This is a genomic window from Sphingomonas sp. URJC2, assembly GCF_059803575.1.
In genome coordinates this window covers 16,008-31,979 of sequence record NZ_JAPFGX010000011.1, presented here as the reverse complement: position 1 = coordinate 31,979, position 15,972 = coordinate 16,008, and the positions used below count along the sequence as shown (strand labels likewise).

16 protein-coding genes are annotated in these 15,972 nt (G+C 69.6%); 10 read left to right on the top strand and 6 right to left on the bottom strand.

All coding sequences use genetic code 11. The features are described 5' to 3' along the window. Positions 1-5 precede the first annotated feature (5 nt). Complete coding sequence (locus tag OPU66_RS06305; protein WP_498552764.1) at positions 6-974, bottom strand: D-2-hydroxyacid dehydrogenase; 969 nt, start codon at positions 972-974, stop codon at positions 6-8. After that, positions 971-2,428 carry a cysteine--tRNA ligase gene (cysS, locus tag OPU66_RS06300; protein ID WP_498552763.1) on the bottom strand — a complete coding sequence of 486 codons (1,458 nt, stop codon included), beginning with the start codon at positions 2,426-2,428 and terminating at the stop codon, positions 971-973. The genes OPU66_RS06305 and cysS overlap by 4 nt, the downstream gene beginning before the upstream one ends. 263 nt (positions 2,429-2,691) lie before the next feature. On the opposite strand from cysS, the gene OPU66_RS06295 reads away from it, so the two are divergent. The 8 genes from OPU66_RS06295 to dapE all read left to right on the top strand — a co-directional run bounded on the left by OPU66_RS06295 (position 2,692) and on the right by dapE (position 10,063). Further along, positions 2,692-4,557, top strand: a complete 1,866-nt coding sequence (locus OPU66_RS06295) for a sensor domain-containing diguanylate cyclase (RefSeq protein ID WP_498552762.1) — start codon at positions 2,692-2,694, stop codon at positions 4,555-4,557. Positions 4,558-4,677: 120 nt separating this feature from the next. After that, complete coding sequence (gene rpmH / locus OPU66_RS06290; protein WP_160592881.1) at positions 4,678-4,812, top strand: 50S ribosomal protein L34; 135 nt, start codon at positions 4,678-4,680, stop codon at positions 4,810-4,812. Positions 4,813-4,853: 41 nt separating this feature from the next. Next, complete coding sequence (gene rnpA, locus OPU66_RS06285) at positions 4,854-5,249, top strand: ribonuclease P protein component (protein WP_498552805.1); 396 nt, start codon at positions 4,854-4,856, stop codon at positions 5,247-5,249. A 1-nt stretch (position 5,250) separates the two neighbouring features. Next, on the top strand, positions 5,251-5,511 hold the full coding sequence (gene yidD, locus OPU66_RS06280; RefSeq protein WP_498552761.1) for a membrane protein insertion efficiency factor YidD: 261 nt from the start codon (positions 5,251-5,253) through the stop codon (positions 5,509-5,511). A 44-nt stretch (positions 5,512-5,555) separates the two neighbouring features. Further along, positions 5,556-7,277 carry a membrane protein insertase YidC gene (gene yidC / locus OPU66_RS06275; RefSeq protein ID WP_498552760.1) on the top strand — a complete coding sequence of 574 codons (1,722 nt, stop codon included), beginning with the start codon at positions 5,556-5,558 and terminating at the stop codon, positions 7,275-7,277. After that, positions 7,277-7,972, top strand: coding sequence for a ribosome biogenesis GTP-binding protein YihA/YsxC (gene yihA / locus OPU66_RS06270; protein WP_498552759.1), 696 nt, complete (start codon positions 7,277-7,279; stop codon positions 7,970-7,972). Before yidC ends, yihA begins: the two co-directional genes overlap by 1 nt. 292 nt (positions 7,973-8,264) lie before the next feature. After that, positions 8,265-8,933, top strand: coding sequence for a glutathione S-transferase family protein (locus OPU66_RS06265; RefSeq protein ID WP_498552758.1), 669 nt, complete (start codon positions 8,265-8,267; stop codon positions 8,931-8,933). Further along, positions 8,930-10,063, top strand: a complete 1,134-nt coding sequence (gene dapE / locus OPU66_RS06260) for a succinyl-diaminopimelate desuccinylase (protein ID WP_498552757.1) — start codon at positions 8,930-8,932, stop codon at positions 10,061-10,063. Before OPU66_RS06265 ends, dapE begins: the two co-directional genes overlap by 4 nt. Before the next feature lie 49 nt (positions 10,064-10,112). On the opposite strand, the gene OPU66_RS06255 is transcribed toward dapE, so the two are convergent. Continuing rightward, positions 10,113-10,871 (bottom strand): sulfite exporter TauE/SafE family protein, encoded by a 759-nt coding sequence (locus OPU66_RS06255; protein ID WP_498552756.1) that lies wholly within the window; start codon positions 10,869-10,871, stop codon positions 10,113-10,115. 282 nt (positions 10,872-11,153) lie between these two features. Here OPU66_RS06255 and epsC point away from each other — a divergent pair, with 282 nt between their 5' ends. Both epsC and OPU66_RS06245 read left to right on the top strand, forming a co-directional pair. Continuing rightward, a complete protein-coding gene (gene epsC, locus OPU66_RS06250; protein WP_498552755.1) occupies positions 11,154-11,939 on the top strand; it encodes a serine O-acetyltransferase EpsC in 786 nt (261 codons plus the stop codon). Continuing rightward, complete coding sequence (locus tag OPU66_RS06245; protein WP_498552754.1) at positions 11,936-12,277, top strand: DUF2794 domain-containing protein; 342 nt, start codon at positions 11,936-11,938, stop codon at positions 12,275-12,277. The genes epsC and OPU66_RS06245 overlap by 4 nt, the downstream gene beginning before the upstream one ends. A gap of 178 nt (positions 12,278-12,455) precedes the next feature. On the opposite strand, the gene OPU66_RS06240 is transcribed toward OPU66_RS06245, so the two are convergent. From OPU66_RS06240 to OPU66_RS06230, 3 genes are all read right to left on the bottom strand, one after another. Beyond that, the gene (locus tag OPU66_RS06240; RefSeq protein ID WP_498552753.1) at positions 12,456-13,382 is read right to left on the bottom strand and encodes an SDR family NAD(P)-dependent oxidoreductase; all 927 of its coding nucleotides are present in this window, start codon (positions 13,380-13,382) and stop codon (positions 12,456-12,458) included. Between the two features lie 117 nt (positions 13,383-13,499). After that, positions 13,500-13,973 carry a hypothetical protein gene (locus tag OPU66_RS06235; RefSeq protein WP_498552752.1) on the bottom strand — a complete coding sequence of 158 codons (474 nt, stop codon included), beginning with the start codon at positions 13,971-13,973 and terminating at the stop codon, positions 13,500-13,502. Positions 13,974-14,103: 130 nt separating this feature from the next. After that, complete coding sequence (locus tag OPU66_RS06230; RefSeq protein WP_498552751.1) at positions 14,104-15,885, bottom strand: ABC transporter transmembrane domain-containing protein; 1,782 nt, start codon at positions 15,883-15,885, stop codon at positions 14,104-14,106. Between the last annotated feature and the right edge of the window lie 87 nt (positions 15,886-15,972).

Here is a 15,972-nt window from a genome sequence, read left to right as displayed (position 1 = left end):
CCGCTCTAATAGCCAAGGTCGAGATCGACCCGGTTGGCGAGCGGCTCGCCGGCGCGGTAGCGGGCGAGATTGTCGAGGAACAGCTGGCCGGCGCGCGCGAACATGCGCGTCTGGGCGCGGCCCGACAGATGCATGGTGATGAGCGCGTTGGGCGCGGTCCACAGCGGATGGCCGGGGGGCAGGGGTTCGGGATCGGTGACGTCCAGATGCGCCCCCGCGATCTGCCCGCTCGTCAGCGCCGCCACCAGCGCATCCTGATCGACCAGCGATCCGCGCCCGATATTGACCAGCCGGGCCTCGGCCTTCATCGCCTGAAGCTCGGCCGCGCCGATCATCGCGCCGGTCTCCGCCGTGGCCGGCGCGGCCAGGATCACCCAGTCGAATGTGCCCAGCCGCGCCCGCCAGTCAGCGGGGCCGATGATCTCGATGCCGTCCGTGGCGGCTTCGGCGGCGGTGGCGGCGGTGGGTGTGCGCCGCACGCCGGTCAGCTTCATCCCGAACCCGCTGAGCATCTGGCCGATCCGGCGGCCGATGGCGCCATAGCCGATGATCAGCGCCCGCCCGCCTTCCAGCTCGACCTTGCCGGGGGAATCGCGCAGCCAGTCCTGCCGGTCGGCGGCGCGCACCACGGCGGGAAAATCCTTGGCGAGCGCGAGCATGCCCAGCACCGCATATTCGGCGACCGCATTGGTGTTGACGCCGACGCCGTTGGTCAGGACGGTCCCGCGCGCCTTGAGCAGATCGAGCGGAAACGCATCCAGCCCGGCATAGATTGTCGTCACCCAGCGCAGCTTTTCGCCCAGCGCGATGGCGCGGCCGGTATCGGCGGGCACCTGCATGTCCAGCCAGCCAATCTCGGCCTCCGGGGCCATGCGATACGCATCCTCGGCGGTGCGGAACCAGCGCGGCTCGACATCGGCGGGCAGATGCGGCGCGAGCAGCGGCTGGGCAGCGGCGGGCAGCACGACGATCATGCGGTTTCTCCCTGCGCGTTGCCGATGGTCAGCATCCAGTCCCAGCCCAGCGGATCGCCGTCCATCACCTCGACGCCTGCCTGTTTCAGCGCGTCGCGGATGCGGTCGGATTCGGCGAAATCCTTCGCCGCCCGCGCGGCCTGGCGCGCGGCCATCATCGCGTCGATGGCGGCATCGTCGATCGCGGCATCGGCCGGGCGGACGCGCAGCGCGGCCCGGTCGACCGTCAGCAATTGCAGCCCGAGCGCCTCGTCCATCCGCGCCACCGCCGCGCGCCGTTCCGCCGGGTCGGCCTGTTTCATCGTCAGCACCGTCTCCAGCTGGGTGAGCGCGAGCGGGGTGTTGAGATCGTCGCTGAGCGCGGCGTCGAACGCGGTCATCGCCGCCAGCAGCGCCGGATGGCTGATCGCGGCGGCTGTGGTCTCGCCCAGCTTTGCCGCCGCCATCACCATGCGCTTCAGCCGGGTCAGCGCGGCGGCAAGGCTCGGCCAGCTGAACTCCAGCTCCGACCGGTAATGGGCCTGCAGGCACATCAGCCGGTAGGCGAGGGGGTGAAACCCCCGGTCGACAAGCAATTGCAGGCGCAGAAACTCGCCGCTCGACTTGGACATCTTGCCGCCCCGGTCGATCAGGAAATTATTGTGCATCCACATCCGCGCGCCGCTGTCATGGCTGGCGCAGCGGGCCTGATTCTGCGCGATCTCGTTGGGGTGGTGGATCTCGCGGTGGTCGATGCCGCCGGTATGGATGTCGAACGGCAGGCCCAGCTCGGCCTCGGACATCACCGAACATTCAAGGTGCCAGCCGGGCGCGCCGCGGCCCCAGGGCGAATCCCATTCCATCTGCCGCGTCTCGCCGTGCGGGGTCTTGCGCCAGATCGCGAAATCGGACGGGTGGCGCTTGCCGTCGACGCTCTCGATGCGGCCTTCCCCGGCCCCCGTTTCGGCACGCGCCAGCCGGCCATATTCGGGCACGGTCGAGGTGTCGAAATACAGCCCGCTGTCGAGCAGGTAGCAGTGCCTGTCGGCGATCGTCTCGGCAAAGGCGATCATCGCGGGGACATATTCGGTCGCAATCGTCCATTTGAACGGCTGGCGGATGTTGAGCCGTGCGATGTCGGCCCAATAGGCCTCGGTGTAATGGCGGGCGATGTCCCAGGCCGATTGCCCGGCGCGCCGGGCGGCCTTTTCCATCTTGTCGTCGCCGGCATCGGCATCCGAGGTCAGATGCCCGACATCGGTGATGTTGATGACGTGGCGAAGCTGATAGCCCTTCCAGCTCAGCACCCGGCCAAGCGTGTCGGCGAACACATAGGCGCGCATGTTGCCGATATGCTGATAGGCATAGACGGTCGGCCCGCAGGTATAGACCCGCGCCTCGCCCGGATGGACGGGGGCAAAGGCTTCGGTGCGGCGCGTAAGGCTGTTGAACAGCATGAGGGGGGCTGTCGTCATGGCCCCGGGTTATGGGCGCGCGCCCCGTTGCGTCAACCGTCCTTGCCGGGGGCTGCCGGAGGGACGATGCAACCGATTGTTCACGCCTTGCCGGCAGGATATATTCCGCATTTCCAGGTGCGGGCGCGACGCCCGGCCGGTCCGCGCCCGTCAGGCCTGCACCTGCCAGTCGCCGAATCCGCCCGCATCCGCCATGCGAGCCCGTGTCCGGAGACTGTGACCCTCATTTCTCGCCCTGTCACACAGAGCCGGCCGGGCGTGCGATGACGCCGGGCCGCGCGCGCCTGACCGATATCGCCGTGCTGGCGGGCATCACGCTCTGCCTCGCGCCGTTGCTTGCCGCCGCGATCCTGGGATCGCTGGCGCTGGGGGGCTGGACGGACGGGCCGGCGGTATTCTGGCCGCCCAATGCTATTGCGCTGTGCGCGCTGCTGCTGCTGCCGCGCCGCCGCTGGCCGGCGGTGGTTGCGGCCGTATTGCTGTCGTCGACGGGGGTGGATCTGGCGCTTGACGGGCGCAACTGGCCGCTGTCGTTCGCCTATGGCGTCATCAACGCCAGCCAGGTCTATATCGCCGGCCGATTCCTGTCGGCGCGCGGGCAGCAGCTCGACCTCGAAAGCCTTGCCGGGCTGGGGCGCTTCGTGTTCGCCGCCACCGTCGGTGGCATGTGGGGCGCGATCTGGGCCAGTCTGAGTGCGTTTGTCTGGCTGGGCGATCCGATCATGCTGACCGCGCATGACTGGTTCCTGTCGGATCTGCTCGGCCTGCTGATCGTCACGCCGACTTTGCTGATCGGCTGGACGGCGTGGCGGCGCAGCCTGTCGCTGCCGCCACGCGACCTGAGAAATGGCGGGATCGCGCTGGCCGGGCTGATTGTCGTATCGGCCATTGTGTTTGCGCAGGCGCGCTGGCCGCTGTCGTTCGTGCTGGTGCCGCTGGTCATGCACGTCACCTATTGGCTGCGCGGGTTCGGCGCGGCGGGGGCGGCCTGCATTCTCGCCGTCATCGGCACGGTGGCCATCGGCATGGATACCGGCCCGTTCGCGCTGGTGCGCGGCAGCGACGAGGAGCGGGTGCTGGTGTTCCAGCTGTTCCTCGCGCTCACCATCCTGTCCAACCTTGCGCTGGCCGCCGTGCTGGGCGAGCGCGACCGCCTCAGCGCCGGCCTGCGCCACAGCGAGCGCGAGTTCCGCACCGTTGTCGACGCGGTGTCGGACGTCATTTTCCGCACCGACTATCACGGCCGCTGGACGTTCCTCAATCCGGCCTGGGAAACGCTGACCGGTTTTTCGACGGCGGAGTCGCTTGGCCGGTCCTATCTGAGCCAGGTCGTCGCCGAAGACCGGGCGATGGTGCTCAATCGCGCGCAGGGCATGGATGCCGGGCTGTTCGATTCGCTGCGCATGCAGCTGCGCTTCCGCCGCCGCGATGGCGGCCAGCGCTGGGTGGAGGTCAACTCCCATGCGTTGCGCAACGCCGCCGGCGACGTGACCGGGACGGCGGGCACCATTGTCGACATCTCCGACCGGGTCGCGCTTGCCGCCCATGCCGACGAGGCGCGGCGGCGCGCCGAGCGCGAGGCCGAGGCCGCGCGCCTGCTGGCGGCGACCGACGATCTGACCGGGCTGGCTTCGCGGCGGGCGTTTCTTGATCTGCTCGGGCGGGCGCTGACGGAGCAGGCGGATGGCGGCCGCGAGGAGGGAGCGGATCACGACGGTGCCGCGCGCGCGCGGCCTAGCCTGGCCATCGCCCTGTTCGACATCGACTATTTCAAGCAGGTCAATGACCGGTTCGGCCATCTGGCAGGCGACGATGTGCTGCGCGCCATCGCCCGCGTCGCCCGGCGCTCGGTGCGCGACAATGATGTCGTCGGCCGGCTGGGGGGCGAGGAGTTTGCGGTGCTGATGCCCGGCGCGACCCTTGCCCAGGCGGTGGCGGTGGGCGAGCGGCTGCGCGCCGCCTGTGCTGCCGAGGCGCATCCGGCCTGTCCGGGCCTGACCGTGACCGTCAGCCTGGGCGTCACCGTCGCCCGGCCGGGCATCGATACCACCGGCCTGTTGCGTGAGGCGGATGCGGCGCTCTATGCAGCCAAAAATGCCGGGCGCAACTGCTTGCGCAGCGCGGCCTGAGCGACGGCATCTGCGGCCGCAGCGGCATTGACTCGGCGGTGCCATGCGGGTAACGCGACCGACGACGTGGCCGCCTGTGCTTGGGCGGCCTTTTTGTTCTGATTTGTTGAGGAATGAGCGATGAAGCGCACGTTTCAGCCGAGCAACCTGGTTCGCAAGCGGCGCCACGGTTTCCGCGCCCGCATGGCGACGGTCGGCGGCCGCAAGGTGATCGCGGCGCGCCGCGCCCGCGGCCGCAAGACGCTGTCGGCCTGACCGGCGACGGTTCCGGCGCGGCCGGGGCTCCGGTGCCTGAAATGTCGGGCAGCCGGGTTCAGACCCTCACGCGCCGCGCCGATTTTCTGGCTGCCAATGCCGGGCTTCGCGTGCCGATGCCCGGCTTTGTGCTGCTCGTCCGCCCGCGCGGCGATGGCGATCCTGCGATCCGCCTCGGCATCACCGTTACCAAGAAAATCGGCGGCGCGGTCGTCCGCAACCGGATGAAGCGCCGGTTCCGTGCGCTCGCCCGCGCGGCTTTGCCGGTGCTGGGCATTGCCGGAGCCGACCATGTGCTGATCGGCCGGCAGGGCGGGGTGGAGCGCGCGTTCGACCGGCTTCAGGCCGAACTCGACAAGGCCCTGGGCCGCGTCGCGCGCGGCGAGGTGCCGCCCGATGGCGGACGGCGCGGGCCGCCCCGCGGCCGGCCGCGCTGACATGGACGCCGACGACCAGCCCGATCCGCAACCGGCGGTCGGGGGCGGTGGTGCGGCGCGGGCGCTGATCCGGCTTGCCCGGCTGTGGCAGCGTTACCCCTCTGCCATCCTGCCGCCGTCATGCCGCTATCTGCCATCCTGTTCGGCCTATGCAATCGAGGCGGTTGAGCGCTATGGCGCTGCACGCGGCGGCTGGCTGGCGCTGAAACGCGTCTGCCGCTGCCACCCTCTTGGCGGGCATGGTTATGACCCCGTACCCTGACGTCCCGGTCCCCGACCGGTCCTGTTCTTGATTGGAGCGGTTGCTTGGAAAATCAGCGCAACATGATCCTGGCTCTGGTGCTGTCGGCCATGGTGCTGTTCGGCTGGAGCGCGCTGTCGGATCGGTTCTTCCCCACGGCGGCCCCCAAAAACGGCCGCCCGGCGGCGTCCGCCCCGGTGCCGGGCGCGATCCCGACGCCGGCCGTTGCCCAAGCGCTGCGCCCGCGCGAAGCGGTGCTGCGCGACAGCCCGCGCGTGCGGATCGACACGCCGGCGGTTGCCGGGTCGATCAACCTGAAGGGTGCGCGGCTCGACGATCTGGTGCTGAAGGAGCATGACGAGACGATTGCGCGCGGCGCGCCGCCGGTGCGGCTGCTGTCGCCCGAAGGGGCGGCACGCGCGGCCTTCGCGACCTTTGGCTGGACGGGCGAGGGCGCGGCGCTGCCGGGCGGCGAGACGCTGTGGCAGGCCGATGGCACGCTGCTCGCGCCCGGCCGGCCGGTCACGCTCAGCTGGACCAACGGCACCGGCCAGATTTTCCGCATCCGCCTGTCGATCGACGATCATTACATGATCTCGGCCGAACAGAGCGTCGCCAATGGCGGGGCCGGGCCGGTGGCGGTGCGCGCCTTCTCGCTGATCCGCCGCACCGGCGAGTCGGTCGATCCGGATACCTGGACGATCCATACCGGCCCGGTCGGCGTGTTCGACGGCGTCGCGCAATATGACGTCAATTATCCCGATCTCGACGCGGCCGGCAGCGGCGGGCGCAGCTTTGCGACCAGCGGCGGCTGGCTGGGCTTTACCGACAAATACTGGCTGACGGCATTGGCCCCGGCCCCGGGCGCGCGCGTCGATGCAAGCTTCCGGGCGACCGGCGGCACCGGCGCGGACAAGGGCTATATCGCCGCCTTCACCCCGGCCGAGGCGACAGTGCTGGCGCGCGGCAAGGCGGTGACGACCAGCAGCCGGCTGTTCGCCGGCGCAAAGGAAGTCGGGCTGCTTCAGGCCTATGAGCGCGATCTGAAGATCACCAATTTCGACAAGGCGATCGACTGGGGCTGGTTCGGCATTGTCGAACGGCCGATCTTCTGGCTGCTCAACTGGCTGTTCAAGGCGGTGGGCAATTTCGGTGTCGCCATCATCCTGCTGACGGTGATCGTGCGTGCGCTGATGTTCCCGATCGCCCAGCGCCAGTTCGCCTCGATGGCGGGGATGCGCGCCGTGCAGCCCAAGGTGAAGGCGCTGCAGGAACGCTTCAAGGACGACAAGCAGAAGCTCCAGCAGGAAATGCTCGAGCTGTACCGGCGCGAGAAGATCAATCCCTTTGCCGGCTGCCTGCCCATCGTGCTGCAGATCCCGGTCTTCTACGCGCTCTACAAGGTGCTGATGCTGACGACCGAGATGCGCCACCAGCCGTTCGTGCTGTGGATCAAGGATCTGTCCGCGCCTGATCCGCTGACCCCGGTCAACCTGTTCGGGCTGTTGCCGTTCACGCCGCCGGCCTTCCTCGCGCTCGGCGTGCTGCCGATCCTGCTTGGCGTCACCATGTATGTGCAGTTCCGGCTCAACCCTGCGCAGATGGACCCGGTGCAGCAGCAGGTCTTCTCGATCATGCCCTGGGTATTCATGTTCATCATGGCCCCGTTCGCGGCGGGCCTCCAGCTTTACTGGGTGGTGTCGAACGTGCTCGCGATCGCCCAGCAATGGTGGCTGTACAAGCAGCATCCGGGGCTGAAGAACCAGCCCGGCCCGGTCGCCAGCTGATGACCGGCGCGGATGAAGACGGGATTGCGGGCGGGCCGGCGGTGGATGATGCCGCCGTCCAGCCCGATCCCGAGCTGGTCGAGGCTGCGCGGCGGCTGTTCGCCGGGCCGGTCGGGTTTCTGAAATCCGCGCCCGAGCTGCGCTTCCTGCCGGGGCCGGACGCGCCCGAAGTGGCGTTTGCCGGCCGCTCCAACGTCGGCAAATCGTCGCTGCTCAACGCGCTCACCGGGCGCAACGGGCTGGCGCGCACGTCGAACACGCCGGGGCGGACGCAGGAGCTGAACTTTTTCGACGTTGGCGATCCGCTCGTGTTCCGGCTGGTCGACATGCCCGGCTATGGCTTTGCCAAGGCACCCAAGGACTTGGTCCGCAAATGGCGCTATCTGGTCAATGACTATCTGCGCGGGCGCGCGGTGCTCAAGCGGGTGCTGGTGCTGGTCGACAGCCGCCATGGGCTGAAGGACGTCGACCGCGAACTGATGCAGATGCTCGACAAGGCCGCCGTCAGCTACCGGCTGGTGCTGACCAAGGCCGACAAGGTGAAGGCGAGCGAGCTTGACGCGGTGCGCGCCGCGACCGCAGCCGAGGCGCGCCGCCACCCCGCCGCCCATCCGCAGGTGATCGCGACGTCGAGCGAAAAGGGCGGTGGCATCGCCGAGTTGCGCGCCGCGGTGCTGGAGGCGGTGAACGACTGATTGTCGGGTTTCTGGTTCTCGCCGCACCAGCCCGCACCCCCACCCGGCCTCCCATATGATACTACCGTTGGGAGGCCGGGTGGGGGTGCGGGCTGGTGCGGCCCTCGCGCCGTGAGGCGCGCAACAAACAACCGGGTGCGGGCCGGTGCCGCGACAAACCTCGAAAACCCGGTGCCGCCCCCGCGCCGTGAGGCGCGCAACAAAAACAACGCGCATCACAAGCACCCCTTCCGCCGTGCCGCGCAACAACCCCGCTCGACACCCGGCCGCCGGCCCGGCTACACCCCCGGCCATGCTCAGGCTCGTCATCGGCAACAAAGCCTATTCCAGCTGGTCGCTGCGCGGCTGGCTGGCCGTCCGCCAGTCCGGCCTTCCGTTCGAGGAAATGGTCGTCCCGCTCTACGACGATGACTGGCCGGCGCGGCGCGACGGGCCGGAGATTGCGCCGGGCGGGGGCAAGCTGCCGATCCTGTGGGATGGCGGCATCGCCATCTGGGATTCGCTCGCCATCCTCGAATATCTGGCCGACCGGGTCGGCCGGGCGCGGTTCTGGCCCGAAGACGATGCCGCGCGCGGCCTTGCCCGCGCGATGGTCGCGGAAATGCATGCGGGCTTTGCCCCGCTGCGCCGGGCGCTGCCGATGAATGTGCGCCGCACCGATCCGCCGCGCGACTGGCCGGAGGATGTGGCGGCCGACATCGCCCGCGTGCTGCATCTGTGGACCGAGGCGCGGACGCGGTTTGGCGGCGCTGGCGATTTCCTGTTCGGGGCGTTCGGGGCCGCCGACATCATGTTCGCGCCGGTCGTCACCCGCTTTGCCACCTATTCGGTGCCGCTGCCGCCGGTTGCGCGTGCCTATGCCGATGCGGTCACCGCGCATCCGTTCATGCAGGACTGGCTTGCCGCCGCCGCCGCCGAGCCATGGGTGCTCGCCCGTTACGAACGCGACGGCGCGGCATGACCGGATCCGATCCGCTTGACCTCGCGCGCGCGCTGATCGCCGCGCCGAGCGTCACCCCGGCGACCGGGCCGGTGTTCGACGTGCTGGAGGAAATGCTCGCCGCGCGCGGCTTTGTCGTCGACCGGTTTTTGGCCGGCGAGGCTCCGGACGGGCCGGTTGAAAATCTGCTCGCCTGGCGCGGCAGCGGCGGACCGCATTTCGCCTTTGCCGGGCATCTGGACGTGGTGCCGCCGGGGCAGGGCTGGACCAGCGCCCCGTTCGCGCCCGAAATCCGCGGCGATCTGCTCTATGGCCGCGGCGCCGTCGACATGAAGGGATCGATTGCCGCATTCGTCGCCGCGCTTGACGGGCTGGATGATCTGCCCGGCACGATCAGCCTGATCATCACCGGCGACGAGGAAGGCCCGGCGGTTTACGGCACTGTCGCGCTGATCGAGCGCATGGCCCGCCACGGGCTGAAGCCCGACATGTGCCTGGTCGGTGAGCCGACGTCGGTCGACCGGCTGGGCGACACGATCAAGATCGGGCGGCGCGGCTCGGTCAATATCTGGATCGAGGTGCCGGGCGTTCAGGGCCATGTCGCCTATCCGCATCTGGCCGACAATCCGGTGCCCAAGCTGGTCCGCGCGCTGGCGGCGATCGATGCGCTGGTGCTCGATTCGGGCACCGACTGGTTCCAGCCGTCGAACATCGAGATCACCGATCTCGAGGTCGGCAACCCGGCGACCAACGTCATCCCGCGCCGCGCCGCCGCGCGGATCAGCATAAGGTTCAACGATCTGCACCGGGGCAGCGATCTGGCAGCGCTGATCACGCGCACCGTCCACGCCCATGCCCCCGATGCCGTCGTGACCCCGCGCATCTCGGGCGAGGCGTTCCTGACCCCGCCGGGGCCGCTGTCGGCGCTGGTCGCCGAGGCGATCGAGGCCGAAACCGGCATTGCGGCCGAACTGTCGACGAGCGGTGGCACGTCCGACGCGCGGTTTCTGGCGGCGCTGTGCCCGGTGGTCGAATTCGGCCTGCCCAATGCGACGATGCACAAGCTCGACGAGGCAGTGGCCGTTGCCGATCTGGACCGGCTGGCGCGGATCTATCGCGGGATCGTGCGGCGCGCGCTCGCGCAGTGTTGAGCCGGTCTGAACGATCCGGCGGCGCCAAACCTGCGCGCGGCCAGACCTCTCAGGCCAAGGCCGCGTAGACCGAGACCGCGCTGGTCAGCGTCAGCAGCGTGCCGACCATCGCCATCAGCACCCGCGCCGACAGCCGCTTGACGAGCAGCGCCCCGAACGGCGCGCCGATCACGCCGCCGGCCAGGATGCCGATGGTCTGGAGGGTGAATGCCTGCCAGCCAAGCGTGGTCAGGAAGGTCGCCGAGATCGTCGCGGTCAGGAAGAACTCGGCGGTGTTGACGGTGCCGATGGTCTTGCGCGGATTGCCGCCCTGCACGAGCAGGTTGGATGTGACGATCGGTCCCCAGCCGCCGCCGCCCGCCGCATCCAGAAAGCCGCCCGCCAGCCCCAATGGCGCGACATGGCGCGGCGTGCGCGGCTCGCCCGGCCCGTGCCAGGCGCGGACCAGCAGATAAATGCCGATCCCGGCCAGATAGACCATGACGAACGGCCGCGCGACCGCCGCGTCGATCGAGCTCAGCACAAAGGCGCCGAGCACGCCGCCGATCACGCCTGGCACGGCCAGACGCAGGAACAGCCGCCAGTCGACATTGCGGTGGATGACATGGCTGATGCCCGAGGCCGCGGTGGTGAAGGTTTCGACCGCATGGACGCTCGCCGAGGCGGCGGAGGGCGACACGCCCATCGCGCTCACCAGCAGCGTCGAGTTGATGACGCCAAACGCCATGCCGAGCGCCCCGTCGACGATCTGCGCGGCAAAGCCGATCAGCGCGAAGGGCCACAGGGCGAGCAGATCGGCAAGGGTCAAGGCGTGCTCATTTCCTGCTGTGGCGGCGCTCTGCCGCTTTGCCCCGTTTGGCCGGGGCGGGGCAACCCAAGAAGCGCTTGGGCCGCCCCAAGCGCGGATGACAGCGCCCCATGACGCAAAGGGGCGTCCCGTTCCGGTGCACAGGCCGGTGCGTCGCGCGGGGCCTGACCGGCTGGCAATCCGGCGCGGCCATGCCTAACTTGGGGGCTTGGGCCGCTGACGGGCCGCGGGATCCATGTCCCCGCGGTGGCGTATGCGGCTGTTCGAGGGAGATTCCGGGCCATGCCCCGTGCACTGATCAGCTATCTGGACGCGATCCGCGCCCGCGATCCGGCGCCGCGCAGCCGGTGGGAGATCCTGCTCTATCCCGGCGTCCTCGCGCTCGGCCTGCACCGCGTCGCGCACTGGCTGTATGAGGGCGAGCTGTTCTGGCTGGCCCGCTTCGTCAATCACATTGCCCGCTTCCTGACCGCGATCGACATCCATCCCGGTGCGGTCATCGGGCGCAACCTGTTCATTGACCATGGGTTCGTCGTCATCGGCGAGACGGCGGTGATCGGCGACGATGTGACCATCTATCAGGGCGCGACGCTGGGCGGCACCAACCCCACCAACGGGATCGGCGGCAAGCGCCACCCGACCATCGGCAATGGCGTGATCATCAGCCTGGGCGCGGCGATTCTCGGCCCGATCCGGGTGGGCGACAATGCGCGCATCGGGGCCAATGCGGTCGTCACCAAGGATGTGCCCGAAGGCGCGACGATGGTCGGCATCCCGGCGCGGCCGACGCTGGTCGAGGTGAAGCCCGAGACGACCGATTTCGTCCCCTATGGCACGCCGTGCAGCGAGCGGTTCGACCCGGCGACCCAGCAGCTTGAAATCCTGAAGTGCGAGATCGAGCGGATGCAGAAGCGCATCGACGCGCTGATGGCCGAGCGCCGGCCGCGCGGCGCGCGCGATGCGGCGGCACGCGCGGCCCCTGCCGATCCCGGCGCGGCCGCCGCAACCGAGCCGGGTGAAGCGGCCCCGACGCCGCTGGATGCGGAGCGCAAAGACCTGTTCGGATGAGCAATGTCCTGCCGCTGCCGCTGGCCCGCACCCCGGCCCAGATCGGCTTTGATCGGGCGGAACTGGCCCGCATCCTCGATCTTTATGGCCGCATGGTCGCGGCGGGCCTGTGGCGCGACTATGCGATCGATCTGGGGCGCGAGGCGGCGGCGTTCAGCGCCTTTCGCCGCGCTGCCGAGCGGCCCGAATACCGGATCGAAAAACGTCCGGCGCTGCGCAATCGGCAGGGCATGTGGGCGCTGATCGGCGAGGGCGGGGCGGTGCTGCGCCGCGGCCATGACCTCGGCCCGGTGCTCGCCCCGGTCGAACGCAAGCTCATGAAGCTGGTGCAGGACTGATTTTTGTTTGGGAACAGCGGCACCGGCCCGCACCCCCAGCCGGCCTCCCATAGCGTAACCTGCCGTGGGGAGGCCGGGTGGGGTGCGGGCCGGTGCCGCCTCCGCGCCGTGAGGCGCGGCGCAAAAGAATCCGGTGCCGCGCCTGCACCGCAGGGCGCGGCACCGATACGGCACAGATTCAGCGCGTCGAGGTCGGCCCGGCGACGCCCGCCTGCTGCATCAGCGTCAGGATGCCGACCGATTGTTCGCGGCCCGATTCGGGCACGGTTTCGCCGGTGCGGTCGATGATTTCGGCCCAATGGGCGGCAATGCCCTCGGGCGTGCGTTCGGCTTCGGGCAGGAACACGCCATGGGTCATCGTCACATGCGCGGCGTGATAGCCGCCGGCACCCGCGCCGACGATCACGTTCGACGGCGCATCCTCGCTGACCAGATAAAGCGCGGCCGGCACGACATTTTCGGGCGCAAAGGCGCGGAACGCCTCCTCGGGGAACAGATCCTCGGTCATCCGCGTGCCCGCAACCGGCGCGATGGTGTTGCAGCGGACATTATACTTGGCACCTTCGAGGTGCAGCGTCTTGGTCAGCCCGGCAAGGCCGAGCTTGGCCGCCCCGTAATTGGCCTGGCCGAAATTGCCGTACAGCCCGGTCGAGGACGCGGTCATCAGGATGCGGCCATAGGCCTGTTCGCGCATCACGTCCCACACCGCCTTGGTGCAATAGGCCGAGCCGAGCAGGTGGACGCGCACCACCAGCTCGAAATCCTCCGGCTCCATCTTGGCAAAGCTCTTGTCGCGCAGGATGCCGGCATTGTTGATCAGGATATGGACGCCGCCCCAGCGCTCCTTGGCGCGGGCGACCATTTCGACCATCTGCTCATATTCGGTGACCGAACCGCCATTGGCCATCGCCTCGCCGCCCATCGCGGCGATTTCCTCGACCACCTGCAGCGCCGCATCGCTCTGGCCGCTGCCGTCGCGCGTGCCGCCCAGATCATTGACGACCACCCTGGCCCCGCGCCGCGCCAGTTCGAGCGCATAGGCGCGGCCCAGCCCGCCGCCGGCCCCGGTGACGATGGCGACACGTCCGTCGAACGAGATTGTCATGTTCAGTCAGGCTCCCCGCTTGTTCGTTGCGGGGCCTGTATTGAAAGCGCCGGCCCCCAAGCACAAGGGGGCACGCACCCGATGCCGGCACCGGCGGGCGCGTGCCCCGGCATCGGTTCAGCGGCGGCTCGGCCGGTCGCGGGCGCGGCGTTCATCCTGCCGGCAATTGTCGCGGATCTCGCGGGTGCAGCGCGGATAATCGCCGCCGGCCCGGCGGGCCATCGCGGCATTGCCATCGGCGGCCATCGGCCCGGTGCCCGTCAGTTCGCCGCTGGGGCCGGCCGTACCGGTCCAGCCCCCCGGCGGCGGGGTTTGCCGCTGCGCACCGGGGCGGCCGCCGGTCGCGGGAACGCGGCTCTGATCGGTCATCGTGCCGGCGCTGCCGTCGCGGCGGGTGCTCATCGTGTCGCCAAGTGGCGGGGCGGGGGGCATGGCGACGCCGGGTGCGCCCGGCGGCACCGGCGAAGTCGGCAGCGGCGGCGACGCGGCGTCGCCCGGGGGCGGTGTGGCGGGGGTCTTCGGGCTACTGTCGACCTGGGCGATCGCCGTGCCGGCCAACAGCGCGGCTGCGGCGAGGATAAGGCTGTTCATGCTCGGCTCCTTGGTTCCGGCGGCTCATGGCCGCCGTCTTCGTCCGCCCCGTCCCGCATGCGTGATGTGCGCGGGGGGCTGAACGCCGAACAGTCGCGTTTTTATCCCTGCGCCGCCGGGCGCGTGCCGATCAGGCGGCCAGCCCCTCGAACTGCAACCGCGCCAGCCGGGCGTAAAGGCCGCCGGCCGCGATCAGCGCGTCATGGCTGCCCTGTTCGACGATCCGGCCTTCGTCCATGACGATGATCCGGTCGGCCGCGCGCACCGTTGCCAGCCGGTGGGCGATGACGATGGTCGTGCGGTTGGCCATCAGCCGCTCGAGCGCGGTCTGCACCAGCCGTTCCGATTCGGCGTCGAGCGCGCTCGTCGCCTCGTCGAGCAGCAGGATCGGTGCGTCGCGCAGGATCGCGCGCGCAATCGCCAGCCGCTGGCGCTGCCCGCCCGACAGCCGCGCCCCGCCTTCGCCCATGAAGGTGTCGAGCCCCTGCGGCAGGGCGCGCAGGAAGGTGGCGGCATTGGCGGCCTCGGCGGCCACCCACAGCTCGTCATCGCTCGCGTCCCAGCGGCCATAGCGCAGATTGTCGCGCGCCGAAGCGGCGAAGATCACCGTTTCCTGCGGCACCATCGCGAGGCGCGCGCGCACTTCCGCAGGGTCGGCATCGGTCAGCCGCACCCCGTCCATCCGCACACAGCCGGCCTCGGGATCGTAGAAACGCTGGGCGAGCTGGAACAGGGTCGATTTGCCAGCACCCGACGGGCCGACCACGGCAATCGTCTCGCCCGGGGCGATGTCGAGCGAGAAATCGGTGAGCGCGCTCACCTCGGGCCGGGTCGGGTAGCGGAAGCTGACATGATCGAAGCTCAGCCGCCCCTCAGGCGGGCTGGGCAGGGGCTGCGGCACCGGCGGGGCGGTGATTTCCGGCCGCGCGACCATCAGCTCGGCAAGCCGCCCGGCCGCGCCGGCGCCGCGCAGCAGATCGCCATACACCTCGGTCAGCGCGCCGAGCGCGCCCGCGACCAGCCCGCCGGTCAGCACGAAGGCGGCAATCGCGCCGCCGCTGATCCGCCCGCCCGCAACGTCGAGCACGCCCTGCCACAGCACGATGGTGATCGATCCGAACACCAGCCCGATCACGATGGCGGTCATCAGCGCGCGGATGAAGATGCGCCGCCGCGCCGCGCCGAACGTCGCCTCGACAGCGGCGGCAAAGCGGCTGCGCTCACGCGCTTCCTGCCCAAAGGCCTGCACGATCTTCATCGCGCCCAGGGTTTCCGACACGATGGTGCCGACATCGGCCACCCGGTCCTGGCTGGTGCGCGAATAGGTGCGCACCCGGCGGCCGAGCACGACGATCGGCACCACCACCAGCGGGATGCCGACCATCAGGAACCCGGCGAGCTTGGGCGACAACACGAACAGATAGGCGATGCCGCCAATGCCGGTGAAGGTGTTGCGCAGCGCCACCGACACGGTGGTGCCGACAATCTGTTCGATGACCGCGGTGTCCGCCGTCATCCGCGAGGCGATTTCCGACGGGCGGTTTTCCTCGAAAAAGCGCGGGGCGAGGCCCATCAGATTGGCATGGACGGCCTTGCGCAGATCGCCGACCACGCGCTCGCCGAGCCAGGAGACGAAATAGAAGCGGAACGCCGTCGCCACCGCCAGCACCGCGACGATCATCAGCAGATAGGAAAAGGCGGTGGTGACCGCCGACGGGTCGCCGCCCGAGCTGAACCCCCGGTCGATCACCCGCTTGAAACCATAGGGAATGGCAACCGTCGCTCCCGAAGCGATCACCAGCGCCACGAGCGCACAGGCGATGCGGCCCGGATAGGCGGCGGCAAAGCGCCAGATCATCGCAAGATTGCCGAGCTTGCGCTCCTTGGGCGGTGCCGTCTCAGTGTCAGCCATCGCTGACCGGTTAGCAGCGCCGGCCCCGCCGCTCAACCGCGCTGGTTCTGGCCTGCGCTGTCATATGCGGTGATTGAGCCTCAGGGC